The sequence below is a fragment of the Cellulomonas sp. genome (assembly GCF_035634735.1).
In the GTDB taxonomy this organism is placed as follows: Bacteria; Actinomycetota; Actinomycetes; order Actinomycetales; family Cellulomonadaceae; genus Cellulomonas.
The window spans coordinates 1-23,230 of sequence record NZ_DASQCJ010000197.1; the positions used below are offsets into that span (position 1 = coordinate 1).

At 76.3% G+C, this 23,230-nt stretch carries 16 protein-coding genes and 1 pseudogene; 4 read left to right on the plus strand and 13 right to left on the minus strand.

Annotated elements, in window-relative coordinates; translation table 11 throughout:
* From VER05_RS16110 to VER05_RS16155, 10 genes and pseudogenes are all read right to left on the minus strand, one after another.
* Window positions 1–792, minus strand: a pseudogene (locus tag VER05_RS16110) (ATP-dependent DNA ligase); the annotation flags it as partial.
* 52 nt (window positions 793–844) lie between these two features.
* On the minus strand, window positions 845–2,425 hold the full coding sequence (locus VER05_RS16115; protein WP_324846331.1) for a Na+/H+ antiporter: 1,581 nt from the start codon (window positions 2,423–2,425) through the stop codon (window positions 845–847).
* Window positions 2,426–2,524: 99 nt separating this feature from the next.
* Window positions 2,525–4,033, minus strand: coding sequence for a glycoside hydrolase family 1 protein (locus VER05_RS16120; RefSeq protein ID WP_324846332.1), 1,509 nt, complete (start codon window positions 4,031–4,033; stop codon window positions 2,525–2,527).
* The gene (locus VER05_RS16125; protein WP_324846333.1) at window positions 4,030–6,621 is read right to left on the minus strand and encodes a glycosyl hydrolase 2 galactose-binding domain-containing protein; all 2,592 of its coding nucleotides are present in this window, start codon (window positions 6,619–6,621) and stop codon (window positions 4,030–4,032) included. Before VER05_RS16125 ends, VER05_RS16120 begins: the two co-directional genes overlap by 4 nt.
* A gap of 70 nt (window positions 6,622–6,691) precedes the next feature.
* A complete protein-coding gene (locus VER05_RS16130) occupies window positions 6,692–8,737 on the minus strand; it encodes a beta-galactosidase (RefSeq protein ID WP_324846334.1) in 2,046 nt (681 codons plus the stop codon).
* Entirely contained in the window at window positions 8,730–9,665 is a 936-nt protein-coding gene (locus tag VER05_RS16135; protein ID WP_324846335.1) for an ABC transporter ATP-binding protein, read from the minus strand. Before VER05_RS16135 ends, VER05_RS16130 begins: the two co-directional genes overlap by 8 nt.
* Entirely contained in the window at window positions 9,662–10,555 is an 894-nt protein-coding gene (locus VER05_RS16140) for an ABC transporter ATP-binding protein (protein ID WP_324846336.1), read from the minus strand. The genes VER05_RS16135 and VER05_RS16140 overlap by 4 nt, the downstream gene beginning before the upstream one ends.
* A complete protein-coding gene (locus tag VER05_RS16145; RefSeq protein WP_324846337.1) occupies window positions 10,555–11,571 on the minus strand; it encodes an ABC transporter permease in 1,017 nt (338 codons plus the stop codon). Before VER05_RS16145 ends, VER05_RS16140 begins: the two co-directional genes overlap by 1 nt.
* Before the next feature lie 12 nt (window positions 11,572–11,583).
* Window positions 11,584–12,573, minus strand: a complete 990-nt coding sequence (locus tag VER05_RS16150) for an ABC transporter permease (protein ID WP_324846338.1) — start codon at window positions 12,571–12,573, stop codon at window positions 11,584–11,586.
* Between the two features lie 89 nt (window positions 12,574–12,662).
* Window positions 12,663–14,381, minus strand: coding sequence for an ABC transporter substrate-binding protein (locus VER05_RS16155; RefSeq protein WP_324846339.1), 1,719 nt, complete (start codon window positions 14,379–14,381; stop codon window positions 12,663–12,665).
* A gap of 120 nt (window positions 14,382–14,501) precedes the next feature.
* Between VER05_RS16155 and VER05_RS16160 the strand changes: the two genes are divergently transcribed.
* Both VER05_RS16160 and VER05_RS16165 read left to right on the plus strand, forming a co-directional pair.
* Complete coding sequence (locus VER05_RS16160; RefSeq protein ID WP_324846340.1) at window positions 14,502–15,803, plus strand: ROK family transcriptional regulator; 1,302 nt, start codon at window positions 14,502–14,504, stop codon at window positions 15,801–15,803.
* Between the two features lie 38 nt (window positions 15,804–15,841).
* Window positions 15,842–18,001 carry an alpha-galactosidase gene (locus VER05_RS16165; RefSeq protein ID WP_324846341.1) on the plus strand — a complete coding sequence of 720 codons (2,160 nt, stop codon included), beginning with the start codon at window positions 15,842–15,844 and terminating at the stop codon, window positions 17,999–18,001.
* A gap of 96 nt (window positions 18,002–18,097) precedes the next feature.
* Here VER05_RS16165 and VER05_RS16170 read toward each other — a convergent pair whose 3' ends face one another.
* Complete coding sequence (locus VER05_RS16170) at window positions 18,098–18,967, minus strand: LacI family DNA-binding transcriptional regulator (RefSeq protein ID WP_324846342.1); 870 nt, start codon at window positions 18,965–18,967, stop codon at window positions 18,098–18,100.
* Between the two features lie 59 nt (window positions 18,968–19,026).
* Between VER05_RS16170 and VER05_RS16175 the strand changes: the two genes are divergently transcribed.
* The gene (locus VER05_RS16175) at window positions 19,027–20,250 is read left to right on the plus strand and encodes an ROK family transcriptional regulator (protein ID WP_324846343.1); all 1,224 of its coding nucleotides are present in this window, start codon (window positions 19,027–19,029) and stop codon (window positions 20,248–20,250) included.
* A gap of 61 nt (window positions 20,251–20,311) precedes the next feature.
* Here the strand turns inward: VER05_RS16175 and VER05_RS16180 are convergent, their stop codons facing one another.
* The gene (locus tag VER05_RS16180) at window positions 20,312–21,766 is read right to left on the minus strand and encodes a lipase maturation factor family protein (RefSeq protein ID WP_324846344.1); all 1,455 of its coding nucleotides are present in this window, start codon (window positions 21,764–21,766) and stop codon (window positions 20,312–20,314) included.
* Between the two features lie 256 nt (window positions 21,767–22,022).
* On the opposite strand from VER05_RS16180, the gene VER05_RS16185 reads away from it, so the two are divergent.
* Window positions 22,023–22,769, plus strand: coding sequence for a PadR family transcriptional regulator (locus tag VER05_RS16185; protein WP_324846345.1), 747 nt, complete (start codon window positions 22,023–22,025; stop codon window positions 22,767–22,769).
* 33 nt (window positions 22,770–22,802) lie between these two features.
* Here VER05_RS16185 and VER05_RS16190 read toward each other — a convergent pair whose 3' ends face one another.
* Window positions 22,803–23,183: a VOC family protein gene (locus VER05_RS16190; RefSeq protein ID WP_147794166.1), complete on the minus strand. Its 381-nt coding sequence runs from the start codon at window positions 23,181–23,183 to the stop codon at window positions 22,803–22,805.
* Between the last annotated feature and the right edge of the window lie 47 nt (window positions 23,184–23,230).

The following is a 23,230-nucleotide window of genomic DNA, read 5'->3' on the forward strand; positions in this document are numbered from 1 at the left end:
GTCGAGCACCGCCGAGCGCACCGGCAGCGCGAGCGCGGCCTCGACCACCTCGGGCACCCGTGCGGTGATGTCGTCGAGGCTGCGGGTGTAGACGCGCGCGTCGTCGCCGTCGCGGTGCACCTGGATCCGGATGCCGTCGAGCTTGGCGTCGACGACGACCGCCCGGCCGTCGAACCCGGCGACCGCGGCGGCCACGTCGGGCGCGGACGCCGCGAGCATGGGCCGGACCGGGCGGCCGACGGCGAGCCCGAACGCGTCCAGCGCGGCCCGGGCCTCCTCGGGGGTGGCCGCCGCGAGGGCGGCCTCGGCGACCGGCTCGCTCGCGCCCGCCAGCATCGCCGCCCGGCGGACGGTCGCGACCGGCACGCCCGCGGCCTCGGCGACCGCGTCCAGCAGCAGCGCGTCGAGCGCGCCCTGCCGGACCTCGCCGGACACCAGGCCCGCCAGGAACCGCTGCTCGTCGGCGGTGGCGGCGCCGAACAGGTCGGCCGCCAGCGCGGCCCGCGCGCCCGCGGAGCCCGGGCCGGACAGGCCGGCCATCCGCTCGAAGGCCGCGTCCACGGCCAGCACGTCCAGGGACGGCTCCGCGGCAGGCGGCGGCAGGTCGCGCAGGGACCGCCAGCCGAGGCCGGTGCGGCGCTGCCGCAGCTCGCCGGCGAGGTACCGCGCGACGACGGGCACCTCTTCCGGGCCGGTGCGGCGGAGCAGGTCGACGAGCAGGGCGCGCTTGGCCAGGCGCGAGCGGGTCGCGGCCAGGCCCGCGCTGGTGGCGGCGACGTCGGCGAGCAGCACGGTCGTCATCCTGCCGCCCACCCCCGACACGCGCGCGCCGGCGCTGCCCACCTCACTCCGGGGACAGCGCGCCGCGGGTCAGCCGGACCTCCTCCGCGTCGAGCTGCGCCTGCACCTCGCGCAGCACGATGTCGTCGATCGTGCGCTCGTCCCGCAGCCGCACCACCGCGGCCCGCTTGTGCGCGAGCACCGCCAGCCGGAGCGCGTCGAAGTCGGCCTCGCGCGGGCGCCCGTCGTCCGGGTGCTCGGCGCCGGCCTCGGCGAGCGCCTCGGCGTGCATCCGGTACTCCGCCTCGAGCTTGGCGACGACCTTGCCGGTCAGCCCGAGCCGCTCGGCCTCGACCGGCAGGGCGTCCAGGGCGGCGCGGGTCGCCACCTTCTCCGCGTGGTGCCGCTCGCCCTCGACGCCGTCGTCGACGGGCAGGCGCGCCCAGCGCACGACGGCCGGCAGCGTCAGCCCCTGGATCAGCAGCGTCGCCAGGATGACGCCGCCGGTGACGAAGATGATGACGTCCCGGCCGGGGAACGGCGCCCCGTCCGCGGTCGTCTCGGGGACGCCGAGCGCGGCGGCCAGCGACACCGCGCCGCGGAACCCCGCCCACGCGCCGGGCATCCGGTGCCGCCAGGACACCCGGCGGGTGCGCTGCACGGGTCGGCGGTCGAGCGCCCGCACGACGTAGGGCGTGGTGTGGAACCACAGCATCCGCGCGCCGATCACCGCGCCGAACGCCGCGGCGGTCCAGCCCACCGCCTGGGCCAGGTCGGCCGAGGACAGCCCGTCCGCGGCCGTGACGAGCTGCATCCCGACGAGCACGAACAGCGCACCGTTGAGCACGTGGCTGACCACCGCCCAGAACGACTGCGACTGCACGCGGGCGGCGGCGGGGATGAGCCGCGGCCCGCTCTGGCTGAGCAGCAGGCCGGCGACGACCACCGCGAGCACCCCGGACGCCTCCACGAGCTCGGCGAGCAGGAACGCGGCGAACGGGGTCAGCACGCTGATCACGCTCTGCTGGATCGCCTCGTGCACCCGCTCGCGCAGCTGCACCGCCAGCCACCACACCGCGACGCCCGCGGCCGCGCCGCCGAGGTAGGAGAGCGTGAACCGGCCGGCGAGGTAGCCGCCGGTGACCGGCTCGGCGACGGCGTGCACCACGATCGCGTAGATGACCAGGGCGGTGCCGTCGTTGACCAGGCTCTCGGCGCGCAGCGTGGTGAGGGTGCGGCGCGGCATGCCCTTGGCGACGCCGGCCACCGCGGTGGCGTCGGTCGGCGCGAGCACGCCGCCGAGGATCCACGCCGGCCCCCACGGCATCCCCAGGGCGTGCAGCACGACGGCGACCACGCCGGCGGTCACCACCACGAGCAGCACGCTGGACAGGACGATCACCCGCAGGTTCGCCCGGATCTCGCGCAGCGACGTGGTCAGGCTCTCCCAGTAGAGCAGCGCGGGCAGCACCACCAGCAGCACGAGCTCCGGCGGCACCGTCAGGCCGCGGAACGCGGGCAGGAACCCCAGGCCCACCCCGAGGACGAGCAGGACCAGCGGCGGCGCGACGCCGAACCGGCGGCCCAGGGCCGTGCCGGCCAGGAGCGCGAGCAGCACGACGACGATCAGCTCCAGCGTGAGCACGGTGCCTCCTGCGGCGGGCGGGCACCGGTCGCCCAGGTGGCGGCCGGGTGGGACGGCACGAGGATGCTCGCGCCGCCCCGCCCCGGCAAGGGGAGCGGGTCAGCCCGCCGCGGCGGCCGTCCCGGCCCCCACCCCGGCGCCGGCGGCCTCGCCCGCGGCCACGTCGGTCACCGGCGGCAGCACCCCCGTCGTCGCGAGCCGTCGGTACCAGTGGCCCGAGTCCTTCACGGTGCGCGCCATCGTCGCGTAGTCGACGTGCACGATCCCGAACCGGCGCTCGTACCCGTACGCCCACTCGAAGTTGTCCAGCAGCGACCACGCGAAGTAGCCGCGCACGTCCGCGCCGGCGTCCAGCGCCGCCCCGACGGCGTCGACGTGCGCGTGCAGGTAGCCGACCCGGTCGGCGTCGTGCACGCCGCCGTCCGGCGCGACGACGTCGGGGTACGCGGCGCCGTTCTCGGTGACGTGCAGCGGGAGGTCCGGGCGGCGGCGGTGCAGGTCGACCAGCAGCTCGGTGAGCCCGGACGGGTCGACCACCCAGCCCATCGCGGTCCGCGGCCCCGGCTGGTGCCGCCAGCGCACGCCCTCGACGAGGTTGGCGGGCGGCCGCTCCGTGCCGGCGGGCGACGCGGCCTGCACGTCGGCCTCCCCGGACCCGGCGTCCCCGGCCCCTGCCGTCGCGACGGCCCCGGCCCCGTCCGCCCCCACCAGCGCCGTCGTGTAGTAGTTCACCCCGAGCGCGTCGAGCCGGGTCCGCACGAGGTCCAGGTCGCCGTCCCGCACGAACCCCCAGTCGGTCAGGTGCGCCGTCTCGGCGACGACCTCGTCGGGGTAGGCGCCGTCGAGCAGCGGACCGAGGAACACCTCGTTGGCGACCCGGTCGAGCCGCGCCTTCGCCGCCACGTCGGCGGGCGCGGCGGACGCGGCCCGGTTCACCTGGAGGTTCAGCGTCACGGACACCTGCGCGGCGTCGCCCGCCGCCGCCCGGACGGCCCGGGCGCCGAGCCCGTGCGCCAGGTTGAGCGTGTGCACGGCGGCCAGCGCCCGGGCCGGGTCCTGCACCCCGGGGGCGTGCTCGCCGGACGCGTACCCGAGGTACGCGGTGCACCACGGCTCGTTGAGGGTGGTCCACAGCGGGACCCGGTCGCCGAGCGCCCCCGCGACCAGGCCCGCGTAGTCGGCGAACCGCCACGCGGTGTCCCGCGCGGGCCAGCCGCCGGCGTCCTCCAGCGGCTGGGGCAGGTCCCAGTGGTAGAGCGTGACGACCGGGTCGATGCCGTGCGCGAGCAGCGTGTCGGCGAGCCGGCGGTAGAAGTCGAGCCCGGCCTGGTTGGCCGGGCCGCGCCCCGTCGGCTGCACGCGCGGCCACGCGACGGAGAACCGGTAGGCCCGCAGCCCGAGGTCGGCCATGAGCGCGACGTCGTCGGCGAACCGCCGGTAGTGGTCGGTGCCGAGGTCGCCGGTGTGGCCGCCGAGCACGGCGCCGGGGGTGCGGGAGAACGTGTCCCAGATCGACGGGCCGCGCCCGTCCGCCGCGGTCGACCCCTCGACCTGGTACGCCGCCGTGGCGGCGCCCCAGAGGAAGCCGTCCGGGAACCGGCGCGTCACCGGGCCGCCTCGAGGTCGGCCTCGAGCTCGCGCCCGCCCGCGAGCGGCACCGCCCGCAGGTCGTTCGCCGACCGCAGCACCGGCGCCGCCGTCAGGTCCGCCAGGTCGAGCACCGCGTCCGTCGTCACGTGGAACGTCGCCCGCTCGCCGGCGAGCAGCGTCACCAGGGCGTCGTCCACCAGGGCGTCGGCCGCGAGCCGGTCGGCGTGCAGCGTGACGTCGGCCGCGTACGACCGGGCGACGACCTCGACCCGGTAGCCGCCGGGCTCGCGCGCGGCGGTGGCCCGCACCGCCCCCGGGTCGAGGCGGAGGTCCACGTCCTCGGCGAACGCGTGCGTCGCCCGCGCCTCGCGCTCCCCGTCGGCCAGCCGCGCGGCGAGCACCTCGCCGGTGGGGTCGCCGGGGGTCGCGAGGTCGGCCGGCACCGGCACGACGGCCACGGACCGGGCCTCGGCCACCACGGGCAGCCCGGCCGCGGCGGCCGTCACACCGCCCAGCGTCTCGCGGCGCAGGTGCGCGGTGCCGGTCCAGGGCTCGTCGGTGTCGTTGGTCGCGACCAGCACGACGCCGCCGTCCCGCTCGGCGAGGAACACCGTCCGCGGGGCGCCGGCCGCGCGCAGCGCGTACCAGAGCGGCTTCGGTCGCTCGGCGGAGTCGACGGCCGCCCAGGAGGTGACGGGCCAGCAGTCGTTGAGCTGCCAGACGATCCAGCCCGCGGTCCGCGGCCACCACGCGCGGTAGTGCTCGACGGCGTGCCGGACGGCGCGGGCCTGGTTGAGCTGGGCGGCCCAGTGCCAGTCGGCGAAGTCGCGCGGGACGCCGAGGTGCGGCGCCATGCCGCGGTCCAGCTTGCCGTTGCCGTCCTCGGCCTTCTGGTGCACGAGGAACACCGGGTCCTCCTGCGGCACGGGCGCGTCGGCGAGCGGCCCGCCGTCGACCGCGTGCACGGACTCGACGAGCGTGCGCCAGGCCGGGGGCCCCTGGAAGCCGAACTCCGAGCAGAACCGCGGGATCTCCGAGCGGTACACGGTGTAGTCGACGCGGTTCCACACCTCCCACTGGTGGTGCGTGCCGCGGTCGGGGTCGTTCGGGTGCACGTCGGCGGGGTCGCGGCGCGGGGTGAACGGGCTGTTGGTCGCGTACGGCCGGGTCGGGTCGAGCTCGGCGAGCACCGCCGGGAACAGCTCCTCGGCGTACCACCGGCCCCAGGTGGCGTCGCCCAGGCGCTCCTGCCAGCCCCAGTCCTCGTGGCCCCAGACGTTCTCGTTGCCGCCGTTCCACAGCACCAGCGACGGGTGCGGCATCAGGCGCACGACGTTCTCCCGCGCCTCCGCCTCGATCTCGGAGCGCAGCGGCTCCTCCTCGGGGTAGGCCGCGCACGCGAGCAGGAAGTCCTGCCAGACCAGCAGGCCGCGCTCGTCGCAGGCCTCGTAGAAGTCCTCGGACTCGTAGATCCCGCCGCCCCACACCCGGAGCAGGTTGAGGTGGGCGTCGGCGGCCTGGTCGAGCCGGCGCACCAGGCGCTCGCGGGTGATCCGGGTGAGGAGGTGGTCGTCCGGGATCCAGTTGGCGCCGCGCACGGCGACCGGGCGGCCGTTGACCACCAGCGTGAACCGGGTGCCGTGCTCGTCGTCGGCGGTGTCGAGGGCGACCGACCGGAAGCCCACCCGGCGGCGCCAGGCGTCGAGCACGCCGGCACCGGCCCCGGCGCCCGCGCCCGCCCCCGCGCCCGCGCCTGCGCCCGCCAGCGTCACGTCCAGGTCCGCCAGCGGCTGCTCGCCGTGCCCGACCGGCCACCACACCGGCGCGTCCGGCACCGCGAGCTCGACCGCGGCGGCGGAGTCCCCGGCCGGCACGGTCACGGTCGCCGACACCCCGAGCACGGCGGCCCGCAGCGTCAGGGCCCCGTCCGGCACCAGCCCGGAGCGCTCGACGTCCACGTGCACGGCGACCCGGCCGGTGCCGTCCGCGTCGAGCGTGACCAGCGGGCGCACCCGGGCGAGCCGCGCGACGGACCAGCGCTCGACCCGCACCGGCTGCCACAGCCCGGCGGTGCGCAGGTCGGGGCCCCAGTCCCAGCCGAACGAGCAGGCCATCTTGCGGACGAAGTTGTACGGCACCGGGCTGTACGCGGACGGCCGGTCGCCCAGGGCGTCCCGCACCTCGTCGGCGTAGGCGGTGGCGGACCGCAGGTCGACGGTCAGCGGCCGCGCCGTGCCGTCGGCGAGCGCCCGCACGTCGTACCGGTACGACCGGTGCATGTTCGCGGTCGACCCGAGCACCCGGCCGCCGAGCGCCACGGTGCCGACCGTGTCGACCCCCTCGAGCACCAGGTCGACCCGCTCGCCCGGGGCGGCGGGCTCCAGCGCGAGCGCCCGCTCGTACCGCCAGTCCGTGCCGTGGAACCAGCGCACGGACTCCTCGTGCGCGTCGAGGTACGGGTCGGGGATCAGGCCGGCTGCCAGCAGGTCGGTGTGCACCGAGCCCGGCACCTCGGCGGCGAGGGCGCCCGCGGCGAGGACGGCGTCGGGCACGGGGCCGGCGGTGGCGGCGACGGTCCAGCCGTCGGCGAGGGTGTGGTGCTGCACGGGTGCTCCCGGGTGTCGCAGGGGTGGCTCAGGGTGGCGCAGGGGTGTCGCAGGTCGGGTCGGAGGGGCGTCAGCGCTCGCGGACGACGCGCACGCCGCCCGCCGGCACCGTGGTGACGGGCCCGACCTCCGCTCCGGTGAGCAGGTCGGTCCCGGACGCGGTGGCCTTGCGGTCCGCATCGGTGTGGTTCAGCAGGAACAGGTACGAGGACCCGTCGCCGACGCGGCGGACCGCCTCGACGCCGGGCTCGGCCTCCGCGGTGCGCGGCAGGCCCGCCTCCTCGACGAGCCGCGCGGCGACCCGGTCGACGGCGTCCCGGGGCAGCGCGGCCCCGACGTACCAGGCGGCCCCGCCGCCGTCGACGGACCGCCGGGTCACGGCCGCCCCGCCCGCCAGCGAGGACGTGGCGTACCGGACGACGGCCTCGGCACCGTCGAGCTCGACTCGCTCGGTCCAGTCCGCGACCTCGGCGCCGTCGTCCAGCACGACCCGCTCGGAGGCCTGGAGCGGGTAGAACTCGTCGGTCCAGGCGCCAAGCACGTCCTGCAGGGCGCCGAGGCCGGGGCGGACCCGGCCGGTCGGGTCGCAGACGCCGGACAGGTAGGTGACGAGCAGCGTCCCGCCGCGGGCCGGCACGGCGCGCAGCCGCTCCGCCTCCGCGTCGGACAGGACCAGCAGCGTCGGCACCAGCACCAGGTCGTAGCCGGCCAGGTCGGTGCCGGGCGGCACGACGTCGCACAGCACCTGCCGCTCCCAGAGCGCCCGGTGCCAGGTGCGCAGCTCCCGCCCGTACCGCAGGGCGCGGTGCGGGGTGAGCCCGTGCTGCAGCGCCCAGCCGGCCGGGTCGTCGACGACCATGGCGGCCCGCGCGGGCTCGACGACGGTGCCCTGCACCTCCGCCAGCGCCCGCAGATGCCGCCCGAGCGCGACGACCTCCCGCCAGACCCGGGACCGGGTGCCGGAGTGCGGCAGCATCGCCGAGTGGAACTGCTCGGCCCCGGCGGTCGACGCGCGCCACTGGAAGAACAGCGCGCCGTCGGAGCCGCGGGCGACGTGGCCCAGGGCGTTCCGGGCGATCTCGCCCGGGTCCTTCGCGCGGTTCCGCTGCTGCCAGGACGGTGCGCCGGTGGAGTGCTCCATCAGCAGCCACGGCCGCCGCCCCGCGGACATGCCGCGCATCCGGTCGCCGGCGAACGCGAGGTCCTGCTCCCGGTCGGGGTCGTCGACCAGGGTGTAGTGGTCGTTCGCCACGACGGCGGTGTGCGGCGCCCAGGACGCGTAGTCCACGACCTGCGCGCCGGGCCCGACCATCATGTTGGTCGTGACCGGGGCGTCGGAGTGCCGCTCCAGCACCGCCTTCTCCGCCAGGTAGTGCGCGAGCAGGGCGTCCGAGGAGTACCGCTCGTAGTCGAGGTAGAGCCCCGGGTTCGGGGCGCCGTGCTTCCCGCGCGGCGGCAGGATCTCGTCCCAGCCGCCGAACCGGTGCCCCCACTGCGCGGTGCCCCACGCCTCGTTCACGGCGTCGACCGTCCCGTACCGCGCGCGCAGCCAGTCCCGGAACGCCGCGGCCGACACGTCGCAGTAGCACCGGGCGTTCCCGCCGCCGAGCTCGTTGCTCACGTGCCACAGCCGCACCGCGGGGTGCCGGCCGTACCGCTCCGCGAGGGCCTCGACGTACCGCAGCGCGTACCGCCGGAACACCGCGCTGCTCGGGCACCAGGCCAGCCGGCCGCCGGGCGGCTGCTGGTAGAGGTCCGCGTCGTACGGCAGCACCTCGGGGTGCGCGGTGTGCAGCCAGGACGGCGGCGCCGCGGTCGGGGTGGCCAGGTCGATCGCGATGCCGTTCTCGTGCAGCAGCGCGACCACGTCGTCGAACCAGCCCCAGTCGAACGCCCCGTCGGCGGTCTCGACCAGGCCCCAGGAGAACACCCCGAGCGTCACCAGGTTGACGCCGGCCTGCCGCATCAGCGCGACGTCCTCGTCCCAGACCTCGCGGGGCCACTGCTCGGGGTTGTAGTCGCCGCCGTAGGCGAGGCCGTCGACCAACCGGACGGGCGGGGCGGCCGACGCGGCGGCGGGCGGCGGCGGCACGACCGCGCTGACGAACTCAGGCACCGGCCCGCACCCCGCCCGCGGCGGCGGACGCGGCCGCCGCCTCCGCCTCGTCGATCGGCACCCACGCGCCGAGCGTGTGGTCGTAGCAGACCGAGTTGTCGATGCCGTCGCGCGCCACGGCGGTGTCGCCCTCCCGCCCGACGCTGCCCACCCGGTCCGGGTCGGGCGCGGCCATCGCGAGCAGCTTCGTGTAGTCGTGCCGGGGGTCGAGGATCACGGCGTCCGCCGGCCCGCGTTCGACCACCCGGCCGCGGTAGAGCACCAGGATCTCGTCGGAGAAGTGCCGCGCGGTCGCCAGGTCGTGCGTGATGTAGAGGACGGCGAGGTTGTCCTCCCGCTGCAGCCGGCCGAGCAGGTTGAGCACGCCGAGCCGGATCGACACGTCGAGCATCGACACCGGCTCGTCGGCGATCAGCACCTGCGCGCCGGGGGCGAGCGCCCGGGCGATCGCGACGCGCTGCCGCTGCCCGCCGGACAGCTCGTGCGGGCGGCGCGCGGCCATGTCCTCCGCGGGGTGCAGGTTGACCCGCTCCAGCATCTCCAGCACCCGGGCGTGGGTGGACGCCGCGTCGTGGGTGCGGCGGTGGATCCGCAGCGGCCGGGCCACGTGGTGCTCGACCGAGTGGAACGGGTTGAGCGAGGCGAACGGGTCCTGGAACACCATCTGCACGTGCCGCTGGTAGACCGACCCCATCACCGGGGTGCGGTCGTCCAGCTGCACGTCGATCCGCCCGGAGGTCGGCTTCTCCATCCGGGTGAGCAGCTTGGCGATCGTCGACTTGCCGGAGCCGGACTCGCCCACCAGGGCCACGGTCCGCCGCGGCACCAGGTCGAACGACACCCGGTCGACGGCGCGCAGCGTGCTGCGCCGCAGGCCGGAGCGCAGGCCGTAGTCCTTGGTCAGGTTGGTGACGTGCACGCTGGTCATGCCGTGCCCTCCTCGGGGTCGACGCCCTCGCGGATGAACGCGCCGCGCTCGCCGGACAGGCTCGGGAACGACCCGAGCAGCCGGCGGGTGTACGGGTGGGCGGGGGAGCGGTGCAGCTGCGTCGCGGTGTCCAGCTCGACGATCTCGCCGGCGAGCATCACCGCGATCCGGTCGCTGATCTCGAGCAGCAGGGGCAGGTCGTGCGTGATGAAGACGACCGCGAAGTCCAGCTCGTCGCGCAGCCGGACGATCTCGCGGAGGATCTCCCGCTGCACCACCACGTCGAGGGCGGTGGTCGGCTCGTCCATGATCATGATCTGCGGCTCGAGCAGCATGGCCATCGCGATCATCACGCGCTGCCGCATGCCGCCGGACAGCTCGTGCGGGTAGGACCGCAGCCGCCCGGGGTCGACGCCGACCCGGGTCAGCACCTCGGCGGACCGCTCCCGGCGCTGCGCCCGGGACATCCGCGCGTGGGCGCGCAGCGTGTCGTCGAGCTGGGCGCCGATCGTGCGCACCGGGTTGAGCGAGTTCATCGCGCCCTGGAACACCATCGACAGCTGCGACCAGCGGAACCGCCGCAGCCGCTCGTCGTCGAGCCCGAGCAGGTCGACGTCGCCGCCGTCCCGGTCGTGGAACACCACGGAGCCGGACGCGATCCGGGCCGGCGGCTGGTGCAGCCGGTTGATCGCGTAGGCGAGCGTCGTCTTGCCGCAGCCGGACTCCCCGGCCAGGCCGAGGATCTCGCCGCGGCCCAGCTGCAGGCTCGCGTCCTTGACGGCGGTGACGGGCTGCTCGACGTCGTAGACGACGGTGAGGTCGGTGACGGTGAGCACGGGGCGGCGCGCGGGCACCGCGGCGTGCGGGACCCGGTCGGTGAGCGTGGTCATCAGGCGGCCTTCCTGGCGACGCGGGCGGCCGCCTTCGCGCGGCGGCGGGCGGTGCGGGCGTTCTTCAGCCGGGGGTTGATGATCTCGTCGATCGAGAAGTTGACCAGGGACAGGCCCATGCCGAACAGGGCGATGACCAGGCCGGGCGGCACGAACCACCACCACGCGCCGAGCGGGAGCGCGAAGCCGTTCTGCGCGTAGAACAGCATCGTGCCGAGCGTGGACGCGTTCGAGGCGCCGAGGCCGAGGAACGACAGGCCGGCCTCGCCGAGGATCGCCGCGATCACCGCGTACACGAACTGCGACGCGAGCACGGGCAGCAGGTTCGGCAGGATCTCGACGCCGATGACCCGCCACGGCTTCTCGCCCGACAGCCGGGACGCGGCCACGTAGTCGCGGGCCCGCACCGACAGGGTCTGCGCCCGGAGCACCCGGGCGGACGCCGCCCACGAGGTCAGCGCGAGCACGACCGCGATGGTCCACAGGCCGCGGCTCTCCCGGGGCACGAACCCCGAGATCACGATGACCAGCGGCAGGCCGGGGATCACCAGGAACACGTTCGACAGCAGGGAGAACCCCTCGTCGGCCGCGCCGCCCAGGTAGGCGCCGTAGATCCCGAAGAACGCCGACAGCAGGGTGGCCAGCACGCCGACCATGAGGCCGATCTGCAGCGAGCCGCGGGTCGCGTGCGCCAGCTGGGCGAGCACGTCCTGGCCGGTCTGGGTGGTGCCGAGCCAGTGCTCCGCCGACGGCGGGGCCAGGCCGACGTCGCTGATCGCGTCGGGGTCGCCGACCAGGTACGGCCCGACCACGCCGAGCAGCACCACGCCGGCGATCAGCACCAGGCCCGTGGCGAGCCACGGGGTCATGGTCGGCAGCAGCATCCGCCACGCGGGACGGGCCTTGCCGCCGCGGGCGGGCCCCGGCGGGGTGGTGGTCGCGGTCTCGGCGGGCACCTCGACGGGGCCGCCGGGGCCCTCGACGGCCACCTGCACGTCCGGTCCGATGTTCGTCATCGCCGGCTCCCCTCAGCCCTTCGCGCGGGTGCGCGGGTCGATGAGGCCGTACAGCAGGTCGACGACGAGGTTCGCGCCGAGCACGGCCAGGGTGATGAACAGGAACACGCCCTGCATGAGCGCGTAGTCGTTGTTGGTGACCGCGGCGAGCAGCCGGGACCCGATGCCGGGGTAGGAGAACACCTGCTCGGTGACCACGGACCCGGAGACGACGAAGCCGAGCGAGATGGCGAACCCGGCGACCGACGGCAGCACGGCGTTGCGCGCCGCGTAGTTCCGCATGACCTGCCCGTGCGGCAGGCCCTTGGCGCGCGCGGTCAGCACGTAGTCCTCGGAGAGCGTGGACACCATCATGTTGCGCATCCCGAGCAGCCAGCCGCCGATCGAGGCGACCACGATGGTCAGCGCCGGCACGAAGCCGTACTCGATCGCCGAGCCGATGAACTCGGGCGACCAGCCGGGGTCGAGCACCACGTCGTAGCCGCCCTGCGACGGGAACCAGCCGAGCACCCGGGACAGCAGGTAGACCAGCACCAGCGCGAGCCAGAAGTACGGCACCGCGGCGAGCAGCGTGGTCAGCGGCACCGCCGAGTCCAGCCAGGTGCCGGGCCGCCAGCCGACGAACGCGCCGAGCAGCACGCCGATGGTCGCGGCGAGCACGGTCGCGATGCCGACCAGGACGACGGTCCACGGCATCGACGTGCCGATGACCTCGCTCACCGGGGTGGGGAAGTAGGTGACCGAGACGCCGAGGTCGCCGTGCAGCAGGTTCGACAGGTAGGTGCCGTACTGCTGCAGCAGGGAGTCGGTGGTGTCGCCGCCGAGCAGGGCGGCGTACGCCTCCCGCGTCTCGGGGGTGACCGTCCCGCCCCGCTGCTGCAGCTTGGCCAGCAGGATGTCGACCGGGTTGCCCGGCAGCAGGCGGGGGATGAGGAAGTTGAGGGTGACGGCGGCCCACAGGGCGACCGCGTAGAAGCCGAGCTTGCGCAGGACGTAGCTCACGTCGCGACCTTTCCGACGGCGGGGGGAGGTCCGGGGCGGGGCCCGGGCCGGGCGGCGGCGCGGTGGCGCGCCGCCCGGCCCGGCTCGCCTCAGCCGGCCGCCGGCTCCAGGCGCTTGAAGATCTCCGCGGCGTCGAACGCGGACCACACCGCCGGGAAGGCGTACATGTCGTCCTCGGTCGGCCAGCCGGTGAACCCGCCGACGTTCCACTCGCTCGTGGTGCCGCCGGTGAGGATCGGGATGTACGGCATGTCCTCGACGACCGCGGCCTGGATGGTGTCGAAGTGCGGCTGGCGCGCCTCGGCGTCGTCCAGCGGCATCGTCTTCAGCGCCTCGAGCGCGGCGTCGACGTCGGGGTTCGCGTACCGGGAGTAGTTGTTGCCCGCCGCCTCGCCCACGGGGGCGCCCGTCGCCGAGGAGAAGAAGTACGTGTACAGGTAGTACGGGTCGGGCGCGGGACCCTGCCACAGCGAGTCGATCGCGAGCTGGAAGTTGCCCTGGGTGCGGCGCTCGGTCCACTCGTTCCAGGACGACTGCGCGGTCTGCACGTCGATGCCCGCGGCCTTCGCCTGCTGCGCGATGGTCTGCACCGCGGTGATGTAGTCGGTCCAGCCGGTGACGACCTCGACCGTCACGGTCAGCCGCTCGCCGTCCTTGGCGTAGATGCCGTCGGAGCCCTTGGCCCAGCCGGCGGCCTCGAGCACCGCCGCGGCGCCCTCGGGGTCGGCCTTCTCGGGCGCGACCGGCTCCTCGACGTCGGCCGAGATGGTGGCCTCCTGCGTGGAGGTCAGCGCGAACGTCGGCGAGATCTCGGACGCGGTCTCCTCGAACGCGAGCTGGTTCAGCTGGGTGCGGTCCATCGCCAGGTACAGCGCGTGCCGGACGGCCGGGTCGGTCTGCGGGCCGGAGCAGCCCTGCTCGACGCTGGAGCAGGTGGCGAGCACCATCTGGTTCTGCGCGGCGGTCAGGGTGTCGTAGCCGGGGAAGTTCTCCGCGACGTTCTGGATGTCCGGCACCGGGCCGGTCTGCCAGTCGATGGTGCCGTTCGCGATGCCGTCGGCGCCCGCGGTGTTGCCGGACAGGGACAGGAACCGGATCGTCTTCACCGCCGGCTCGCCGCCCCAGTACTCGGGGTTCGCGGTGTAGGTGAAGGCCTGCGGCTTGAAGTCGCCCAGGGTGTACGCGCCGGTGCCGACCGGGTTCTCGACCACGTCGGCGGTCGGGTCGACGTCCGCCCACAGGTGCTCGGGGACGATCGGCACGCCGGACAGCACGTCGGGGCCCTGCACGAACGCGGGCGCCTCGAAGGTGAAGGTCACGTGGGTGTCGTCCGTCGCGGTGGCCGTGCCGGCGTAGCCGACGTTGTTGATCGCCGGGGTGCTCGCGAGCAGGTCGTAGGTGAACACGACGTCGTCGGCGGTGAACGGCTCGCCGTCGGTCCAGGTGACGTCGTCGCGCAGCGTGACCTGCAGCTCCGTGCCGTCGTCGTTCCAGGTGTACTCGGTGCCGAGCAGCGGGACCGGGTCGGACTCCTGGGCCTTGTTGATGAAGAACAGCTGCTCGTAGATCGCGCCGAGCCCGCCGATCCGGGACGGCGAGAACGGGTTGAAGTTGACCTGGTAGTCGCCGGACTGGCCGGTGTAGGCGACGAGGGTGCTGCCGTCGCCCGAGGCGCCGGTGCTGCCCGAGCCGCCGCCGTCGCCGCCGCCGCTGCACGCGGCGAGGAGGGCGAGCGTCGCGGCTCCGGCGACGAGGGGGACGACGCGACGAGCGCGGCGCCGGGGCGTGCGTGCTGACCTGAGGAACATCGCTGGTCCTTTCCACCCGTCGCGGGCGACGGTCTGGTCGTGGCCGCGTCGTCGCGGCCCGGGGAAACGCAGGCATATCGTTACGTGCTTAAATTAAGCATGTCAAGATATGATCGGGAGATGCGCACGACACCCCGTGCCGCGACCGGGGCGCTCGTCCTCGACCTGATCCGCACACTCGGCACGGTCAGCAGGGTCGAGCTCGCCGACCGGTCCGGCCTCACCGCGGCGACCATCACGCACGTCGTGCGCGACCTGATGGGCGAGGGCCTGGTGCACGAGGTCGGCCGGGTCACCGGCGGCGTCGGGTCGCCGCGGCGGCTGCTGGAGCTCGACGCCGGCGCCTGGTTCGCGGTCGGCGTGCAGCTCGACCGGTGCGCGAGCAGCGTGGTGGTGACCGACTTCGCGGGGCGGCGGGTCGCGTCCACCGGCGTGCGCGGCGTGGGCCGCGGCGCGCCCGACGACACGCTGCCGGTCCTCGCCCGGCACATCGACCTGCTGCTCGCGGGGTCGGGCATCCCGCGCGACCGGGTGCTCGGGGTCGGGCTGGTGACGCACGGCCCGCAGGACCGCGCGGCCGGGGCGGTGCTCACCGGGCAGCCGACGCCGGAGTGGCGGGACTACCCGCTCACCGGCACGCTCGCCCGGCTGCTCGGCCTGCCGGTGCTGCTGGAGAACGACGCGACCGCCGCCGCCGTCGGGGAGCAGTGGGTCGGCGCGCTCGACGTCGACACCTTCGGCGTGCTCTACATGGCGACCGGCGTCGGCGGCGGCGTGATCGCCGGGGCCGAGGTCTACCGCGGCGGCACCGCGAACCCCGTCGAGATCGGCCACGTGCCCGTCGACCCCGCCGGCCCGGCCTGCGCCTGCGGCAACCGGGGCTGCGTGGAGGTGCTGGCCGGGCCGGGCGCGGTCGTCGCCGCCGCGCTGGGCGACGCGGCGCTCGCGGCCCGGCTCGGGCTGGCCGGCGGGGGAGACGCGGTGCTCGCCGACTTCCAGCGGGTGGCGCGGGCCGCGGTCGCCGGGGACGCGGCGTGCGCGGCGCTGCTCGCGGCCTCCGCCCGGCACCTGGGGACCGCCGCCGTGACGCTCATGAACCTGTTCGACGTCGACACCGTGGTGCTGGCCGGGCCGGCGTTCGGCGTCGCCGGGCCGCTGTACGTCGCCGGGGTGCAGGAGGTGGTCGACGCGGGCGCGCTCGCGCGGCTGCTCCGGCCGGTGCGGGTGCGGCTGTCCCGGGACGTGCGGGTGTCGGCCGCCGTCGGCGGGGCGCTGGTGGTGCTGCGGTCGCCGCTGGGGCGGCCGGGGGTGCCGGCCGCGCCGGTCGCGGCGTCGGTCGCGGCGCCCGGCACCCCGCCCGACGTGCCCCCTGTGCTCGCCGTGCCCGCCGCCGCGCCGGCGGCGTCCGAGGTCCCCGCCTAGACCGATCCCGCCCGACCGTCCGACTCGAAGGAGAGCCCGTGACCGACCCGACCCCCGACCTCGCCCGGACCGTGCTGCGCCGTGACGGCGTCGCCGTCGTCCTGGCCCACCCCCGCGACGGCCTGCCCCAGGTGCTGCACTGGGGCGCGGACCCGGGGCCGCTGGACCCGGCGGACCTCGCCGCCCTGCGCGCCGCGGTCGACCGGCAGACGCCGCCGGGCACCCTGGACGCCGCGGCCCACCCCTCCGTGCTGCCGCAGGAGACCGACGGCTGGCCCGGACGCCCGGGCCTGCAGCTGGTGCGCGGGGGCGTGCCGCTGCAGCCGCGCTGGGCGGCCGGGCCGCCCGAGCCGGCGCCGGACGGCCACGCCGTCGAGGTGGTCGCCCGCGACGCCGCCGCCGGGCTGGTGCTGCGCACCCGGCTGCACCTGGAGCCGGGCGGACTGCTGGGCGTCGCGCACCGGCTCGAGGTCGGCCCGACCGCGCCCGCCCCCGTCGAGGTGCAGGCCCTGGAGGCGGCGCTCCCGGTGCCCACCCGGGCCGACGTGCTCACGACGTTCGCCGGCCGGTGGACGCGGGAGAAGGTGCCCGCCACCGGGCCGCTGCCGCGCGGGTCGGTGGCGCGGCAGACGCGGCGCGGGCGGCCGGGCCACGACCACCCGTGGCTGCTCGCGGCGTCGACGGCGGCGCCCCGGGACCGGGACGGCGAGGTCTGGGCGGTGCACCTCGCGTGGTCCGCGGACGCCACCTACCGCACCGACCGGCTGCCCGACCAGCCGACCCTGCTCGGCGCGGGCGAGCTGCTGCGCGCCGGCGAGGTGGTGCTGGCGCCGGGGGAGGCGTTCGCGGCGCCGACGGCGTGGTTCGCCTGGTCGGACGCGGGGCTGGACGGCGTCTCCGCGCGGTTCCACACGTCCCTGCGCTCCCGCCCGCAGCACCCGCGCACGCCGCGTCCGCTCGTGCTCAACACCTGGGAGGCGGTCTACTTCGACCACGACCCGGCGACCGTGCTCCGGCTCGCGGAGCGCGCGGCGCAGATCGGCGTCGAGCGGTTCGTGCTGGACGACGGCTGGTTCCTCGCGCGCCGCGACGACACCCGGGGCCTCGGCGACTGGGTCGTCGACCGGGCGGTGTGGCCGGACGGGCTCGGGCCGCTCGCGGAGGCGGTGCACGGGCTCGGCATGCAGTTCGGTCTCTGGTTCGAGCCGGAGATGGTGAGCCTCGACTCGGACCTGGCGCGGGCGCACCCGGACTGGCTGCTGCACGACCCGGCCCGGGTGCCCGACCCCGAGGGGCTGTCGTACCGGACCCAGCACGTGCTCGACCTGGCGCGGCCCGAGGCGCGGGCGCACGTGCTGGGCCAGGTGTCCGCGCTGGTGGCGGAGCTCGGGATCGACTTCATCAAGTGGGACCACAACCGCGACCTGGTCGACGCGCGGCACGCGGGCCGGCCGGGCGTCGACGCGCAGACCCGGGCCGCCCTCGGGCTGATGGCGGAGCTCAAGGCGCGGCACCCGGGGCTGGAGATCGAGTCCTGCTCGTCCGGCGGCGCCCGCAGCGACCTCGGCGTGCTGGAGGTCGCCGACCGGGTGTGGGCGTCCGACTCCAACGACGCGGTCGAGCGGCAGGACATCCAGCGGTGGACCGGGCTGCTGCTGCCGCCGGAGCTGGTCGGCGCGCACGTGGGTCCGCCGACGTCGCACAGCTCCGGCCGGACGCTCGACCTGTCGTACCGGCTGGCGACGAGTCTGATGGGGTCCGCGGGCTTCGAGTGGGACGTGCTGTCCTGCTCGGCGGAGGAGGTCGAGGTGCTCACCCGGTTCGCCGGGCTGTACCGGGAGCTGCGGGGCCTGATCCACACCGGCACCGCCGTGCACGCGGACGTCCGCGACCCGGCGCTCCGGGTGGTCGGCGCGGTCGCGCCGGACCGCTCCGCGGGGGTGTGGACCGTCGCGACGGTGGCCACGCTCGAGGACGCCCGGCCCGAGCCCGTCCGGCTGCACGGGCTGCGGCCGGACGCGCGCTACCGGGTGCGGGTCCGGGACGAGGTCGGCGCCGCGCGGTGGGGCTGGGTGACGCCGCCCTGGCTGGCGGCGGGGGAGGTCACGCTGCCGGGGCGGGTGCTGGCGACGGTCGGGCTGCAGATCCCGGCCCTGTGGCCGGCGCAGGCGCTGGTGCTGCACGCGACGGAGGTGTGAGCGGGGGCGGCGCCCGCGGTCGAGTTCGGCACCAGCGGGTCGAGATCGGCAGCTCGAGGTGCCGACCTCGGACCCGGACTGCCGAGCTCGCGGCCGTCAGCGAGGCGGCGGCGCCGTCGAGCCGCGCGCGACCACCCGGACCCCCGGGGTGCGGGTGGTCGCGGGCGGCCCGCCGGCGACGGCCCGCAGCAGCACCTCGGCCGTGAGGGCGCCCAGCTCGTGCACGTCGCGGCTCACCACCGACAGCGGCGGGTGCGAGATCCGCACGTTCGCCGAGTCGTCCCACGCGAGCACCGACAGGTCCTGCGGGACGCGGACCCCGAGCCGGGCCGCCTCGCGCAGGCCGGCCAGCGGCATCAGGTCGTTGTCGTACACGATCGCCGTCGGCGGCTCGGGGAGGGCGAGCAGCTCGGCCGTGCGCAGGGCGCCGCTCGCCGCGCCGTAGTCGCCCTCGCGGTGCAGCCCGACGACCCCGGCGGCGGCCGCGGCCTCGTGGAACGCCGCGCCGCGCACCCGGGTGTGCCGGTACCGCTCGGGCCCGGACACCCAGCCGACCCGACGGTGGCCCAGGTCTGCCAGGAACGCGACCGCGGTGCGCATCGCGCCGTCGTTGTCGTAGTCGACCACCCACCGGCCGTCGCCGGGCTCCCCGCCCAGCAGCACGGACGGCAGCCCGAGGTCGCGGCAGGCCTGCTCCCGGGGGTCGTCGGCCACGAGGTCGGAGATCACCACGGCGTCCACCAGGCCGTCGCGGGCCCAGCGCCGGTAGGCCACGAGCTCGGCGTCCAGGTCCGGGACGACGTGCACGAACACGCTCGCGCCGTGCGCGTCGAGCTCCTCCTCCATGCCCGCCAGCAGGTCCGTGTAGAAGGGCTCCAGCGCGCCGTCGTCGTCGGCCGGCAGCAGCGCCAGCCCGACCCGGACGCCGCTGCCCGGCCGCCGGTCGGGCGGCGTCGGCGTCGTCATGCGGGCAGCATCGCACGCCGGGCGCGGCGGGGGTGTGCCGCCGTGCCATGCTGAGCGGCATGGACGGCGTCGAGGTCGGGCAGGGCGCCGAGCGGCGGGGCGGTCGCGCGCCGTCGACCACCCGCGCCCGGGTGCTCGACCTGGTCCGCACCCGCGGGCCGATCAGCCGGGTCGAGCTCGCCGAGCTGACCGGGCTGACCCAGGCGGCGATCTCGCACGCGGTCCGGGCGCTGCTCGACCAGGGGCTGCTCCGGGAGAGCGGCGCGCGCGAGTGGACCGGCGGCAAGCCGCGGGTGATGCTCACGCTCGACCCGCTCGCGCGGTGCGCCGTCGGCGTGCAGCTCGGCGCCGACTGGCTGGTCGTCGTGCTCATCGACGCGCGGGGCGCCGTCGTGGCCCGGACGCGGGTGCGCGGCGCGCGCGAGGAGGACCCCGACGCGGTCGTCATCGGCATCGCGGGGGAGATCGACGTGCTGCTCCGGGCCGCCGGCATCGGGCGCGACCGGGTGGCGGGCGTGGGCCTCGCGGTGCCCGGCACGCTCGACCTCGACGCGGGGGCGATCACCGTGTCCCGGTCGCTGCACCGGTGGCAGGGCTTCGGCGTGCGCGCGGCCCTCGCGGAGGCCGTCGGGCTGCCGGTGGTGCTGGACAACGACGCCACCGCCGCGGCCGTCGGCGAGTACTGGGCGGGCCGCACCGCCGGGTCGGTCGCGCACTGCACGCTCTACATGGGCGCGGGCATCGGCGCCGGCGTCGTGGTCGGCGGCACCGTGCACCGCGGCGCGAGCGGGAACGCGGGCCCGCTCGGCCGGATGCACCTGCACCGCGGCGGGCACGGGCCGGGGCCGACGCTCGAGGAGCTCGCCGCCCCGCACGCCGTCGCGCGGCGGTTCCGCGAGGCGGTCGCCGCGGGCCGCGCGACCACGGCGCGGCTGAGCGCGGACGGCGACCCCATCACCGACTTCGGCGCGGTGGCCACGGCCGCCGTGCAGGGCGACCCGCTCGCGCTCGAGCTCGTCCGGGACTCCGCGGAGTACCTGGCGGACGCCGCCGTCACCGCCGCCAACCTGCTCGACGTGGACTCGGTCGTCCTGGCCGGGCCGGCGTTCAGCACCGCGGGGTCGCTGTACGCGCAGGTGGTCGAGCGCCGGCTGCGGGCCGAGCTGCACGCGGCCGACCGGCACGGGGTGCGGGTGGCGCTCGCGGCGCACGTCGCGGACGCCGCGGCGGTCGGGGCCGCGGCGCTGGTGCTGCAGGAGGACCTGGCGCCGCGGCGGGGGTGACCGGCCGGGCGGCGCGGGGCCGGGCGCGCGTGGAGTCGGCCGGCGGGCGCGGGTCGGCTACTCAGCGGCGCCGGGTCAGCAGGTCCAGGCTCACCGCGTCGACCAGCAGCCCCTCGTCGGCGCGCACCCACCGGTCGCCGGTGGCCCGGTGCTCGGCGGGGGTGGCGAACCGGTAGCGGTACAGCCGCGCCCGCACCCACCGCGGGCGCTCGCCGCCGAACGGGTCGTGCGCCAGCAGCCGGAGCGTCGGGCGGTCGGCCGCCAGCAGCTTCCCGAGGAACGGCACGAACCACCGCAGCTGCGCCGCCGACCCCAGCGCCAGGAACCACATCAGCCAGTCGAGCCGCAGGTGGTACGGCGCGTACTGCCGGGGCAGCCGCCGCACGTCGCCCGGCTTGCCGCGGAACTCGTACTCGAGCCAGGTCGCGTCCGCCGGGTCGTCGTCGCGGGTGCCCTCGACGACCACCTCGGTGCGGCGGCGGGTGATCGAACCGAACGCGCCGTACGCGTTGACCAGGTGGAACGGGTTGAACGACGCGTTCATCCGCTGGTTCCGGGACACCAGGTTCCGGGCCGGCCAGAACGACAGCACGACGCACAGCGCGGTCACGGCGAGCACGACGACGACGAACCAGGACGGCGGGTCCGCGGCGGGGGTGCCGGTCCGCACGTCGACGCCGACCAGCCCGAGCACCGCCGCCCAGGACCGGTCGTCGACCGCGGACGCCGCCAGCACGATCGTCAGCCAGTTGAGCCACGCGAAGTTGCCGGACAGCACCAGCCAGAGCTGGGTCACGATCATCACCGCCGCCGCGGTGCTCGCCACCGGGCCCGGGAGCAGCAGCCCGAACGGCACGACCAGCTGCGCCACGTGGTTCGCGGCGACCTCCACCCGGTGCAGCGGGCGGGGGAGCAGGTGGAACAGCCGGCTCGCCGGGCCGGGCATCGGCTGGGTCTCGTGGTGGTAGTACAGGGCCGTCAGGTCGCGCCAGGCCGGGTCGCCGCGCCACTTGATCAGGCCGGCGCCCAGCTCCAGGCGGAGCACGAGCCACCAGAGCAGCGCGAGGACGGTCCACGGCGGGGCGACCGCGTCCGAGCCGAGGAACGCCACCAGGAACCCGGCCTCCAGCAGCAGCGACTCCCAGCCGAACCCGTAGAACGTCTGCCCGACGTTCACCACCGACAGGTACAGCACCCACAGCACCGCGAACGCGAGCAGGGGGAGCCAGGGCGGGCCCTGCTGCGGCAGGCCCGCGAGAAGCGCCCCGGCGACCGCGACCCCGGCCACGCCGACGGCGACCAGCAGCCGGTCGGAGTACCGCCAGGCGAACAGGCTCGGTGCGGCGCGGAACGGCACCCGCTCGGTGAACTCCGGGACCGGGAGCAGGCCGCGCTCGCCGAGCAGCGGGCGGAACTGGCGCAGCACGTTGACGAAGGCGAGGGCGTACACGGCGGCGACGCCGCGCTGCACGACCTCGCGGGCGATCGTGTACCCGTCCGCGCCGAACCACTCCACGGTGCTGCCCCCGTCCCGTCCCGCGACGCTGCCGCCCCGCCGCCCCTGCGCCCTGCCGCCCTGCGCCGCGCCCGCTCGCGTCCCAGCCTCGTCCCCGTCGCCGAGATGGCAACTCTCGGCTGCCGCACGGGCGCGCGACGCAGCCGAGAGTTGCCATCTCGGCGGGGTTCGGCGGGGTGGGTTCGGCGGGGTGGCGGCGCGTGGTGGGCGCGGGCGGGGGTTCACAAGAGAGCGGTAGCGATATATCGTTAGCGTTATGCGATACAACGACACACATGACGAGTTCGAGAGCGAGGGCCGCGACGAGCGGTCCGGTCGCGGCCCGCACGGGTCGCACGAGGGGCACCGCGGGCGCGGGCGGGGGTTCGGCGGCCACGGGCCGCGCGGCTTCGGCCCGGGCGCGGGGTTCGGCCCCGGCGGTGGCTTCGGGCCCGGGGGGCCCGGCGGGTTCGGCCCGGGCGGGTTCGGCCCCGGCGGGCGGCGCGGCCGGCGACCGCGCGGCGACGTCCGCAACGCCATCCTGCTGCTGCTCGCCGAGCAGCCCATGCACGGCTACCAGCTGATGGAGGCCATCGCCGAGCGCAGCGACGGCCGGTGGCGCCCGAGCCCCGGCGCCGTCTACCCGACGCTGAACCTGCTGGAGGACGAGGGCGTCGTGACGCTCACGGCCTCGGCCGGGCGCAAGCTCGCGACGCTGACCGAGGAGGGCCGCGCGCTCGTCGAGCGGGACTCCGCCTCCTGGCCCGACCCGTTCGCGGCCGGCGACGCCGAGCAGGGCGTCGACCTGCGCGCCGAGGTGGGCCCGCTGCTCGAGGCCGTCCGGGCCGTCGGCCGCGGCGGGACCGAGGCGCAGCGGGTGCGCGCGGGGGAGATCGTCGCCGAGGCGCGCCGGTCGGTGTACCGGGTGCTGGCCGGGGACGACCCGGCGGCGCAGGCCGGCGGCGCGAGCGAGGCGTCCGCCCCCGACGCGTCCGCCCCCGACGCCGACCGCCCCACCGCCTGACCCGCGGCTCCCCGGCTCCGGGGAGCCCGCCCGTCAGGGCCAGACGTGCGCCTGCTCGGCGAAGTCCGCCGGGTCGCTGTGCACCGGGATCACGCACAGCAGGTGCCCGCCCGGCACGCGCAGCGTCCGGCAGTCGAGCCAGCCGCCGACCTCGACCGCGCCGAGGTCGAGCAGCCGCGCGGTCTCGGCGGCGACGTCGTCGGTCTCCATGTCGAGGTGGTAGCGCGCGGGCCCGCCGATCGACTGCACCGCCGCGACGAGGCCGGGGATCGGGTCCTCGAGGTGCGTGAACTGCTCCTCGTCCGGCACCGACCACGAGGCCACGCCGGTGGCGGCGGACCAGAACCGCGCGGCGGCGGCCGCCTCGGCGTGCGGGGCGTCGATCAGCAGGGTCGAGATCCGGCTGCGGTGCACGGGCATCCTCCTCGATGTCCCGACGGACGGTAGCGCTCCCACGGCGG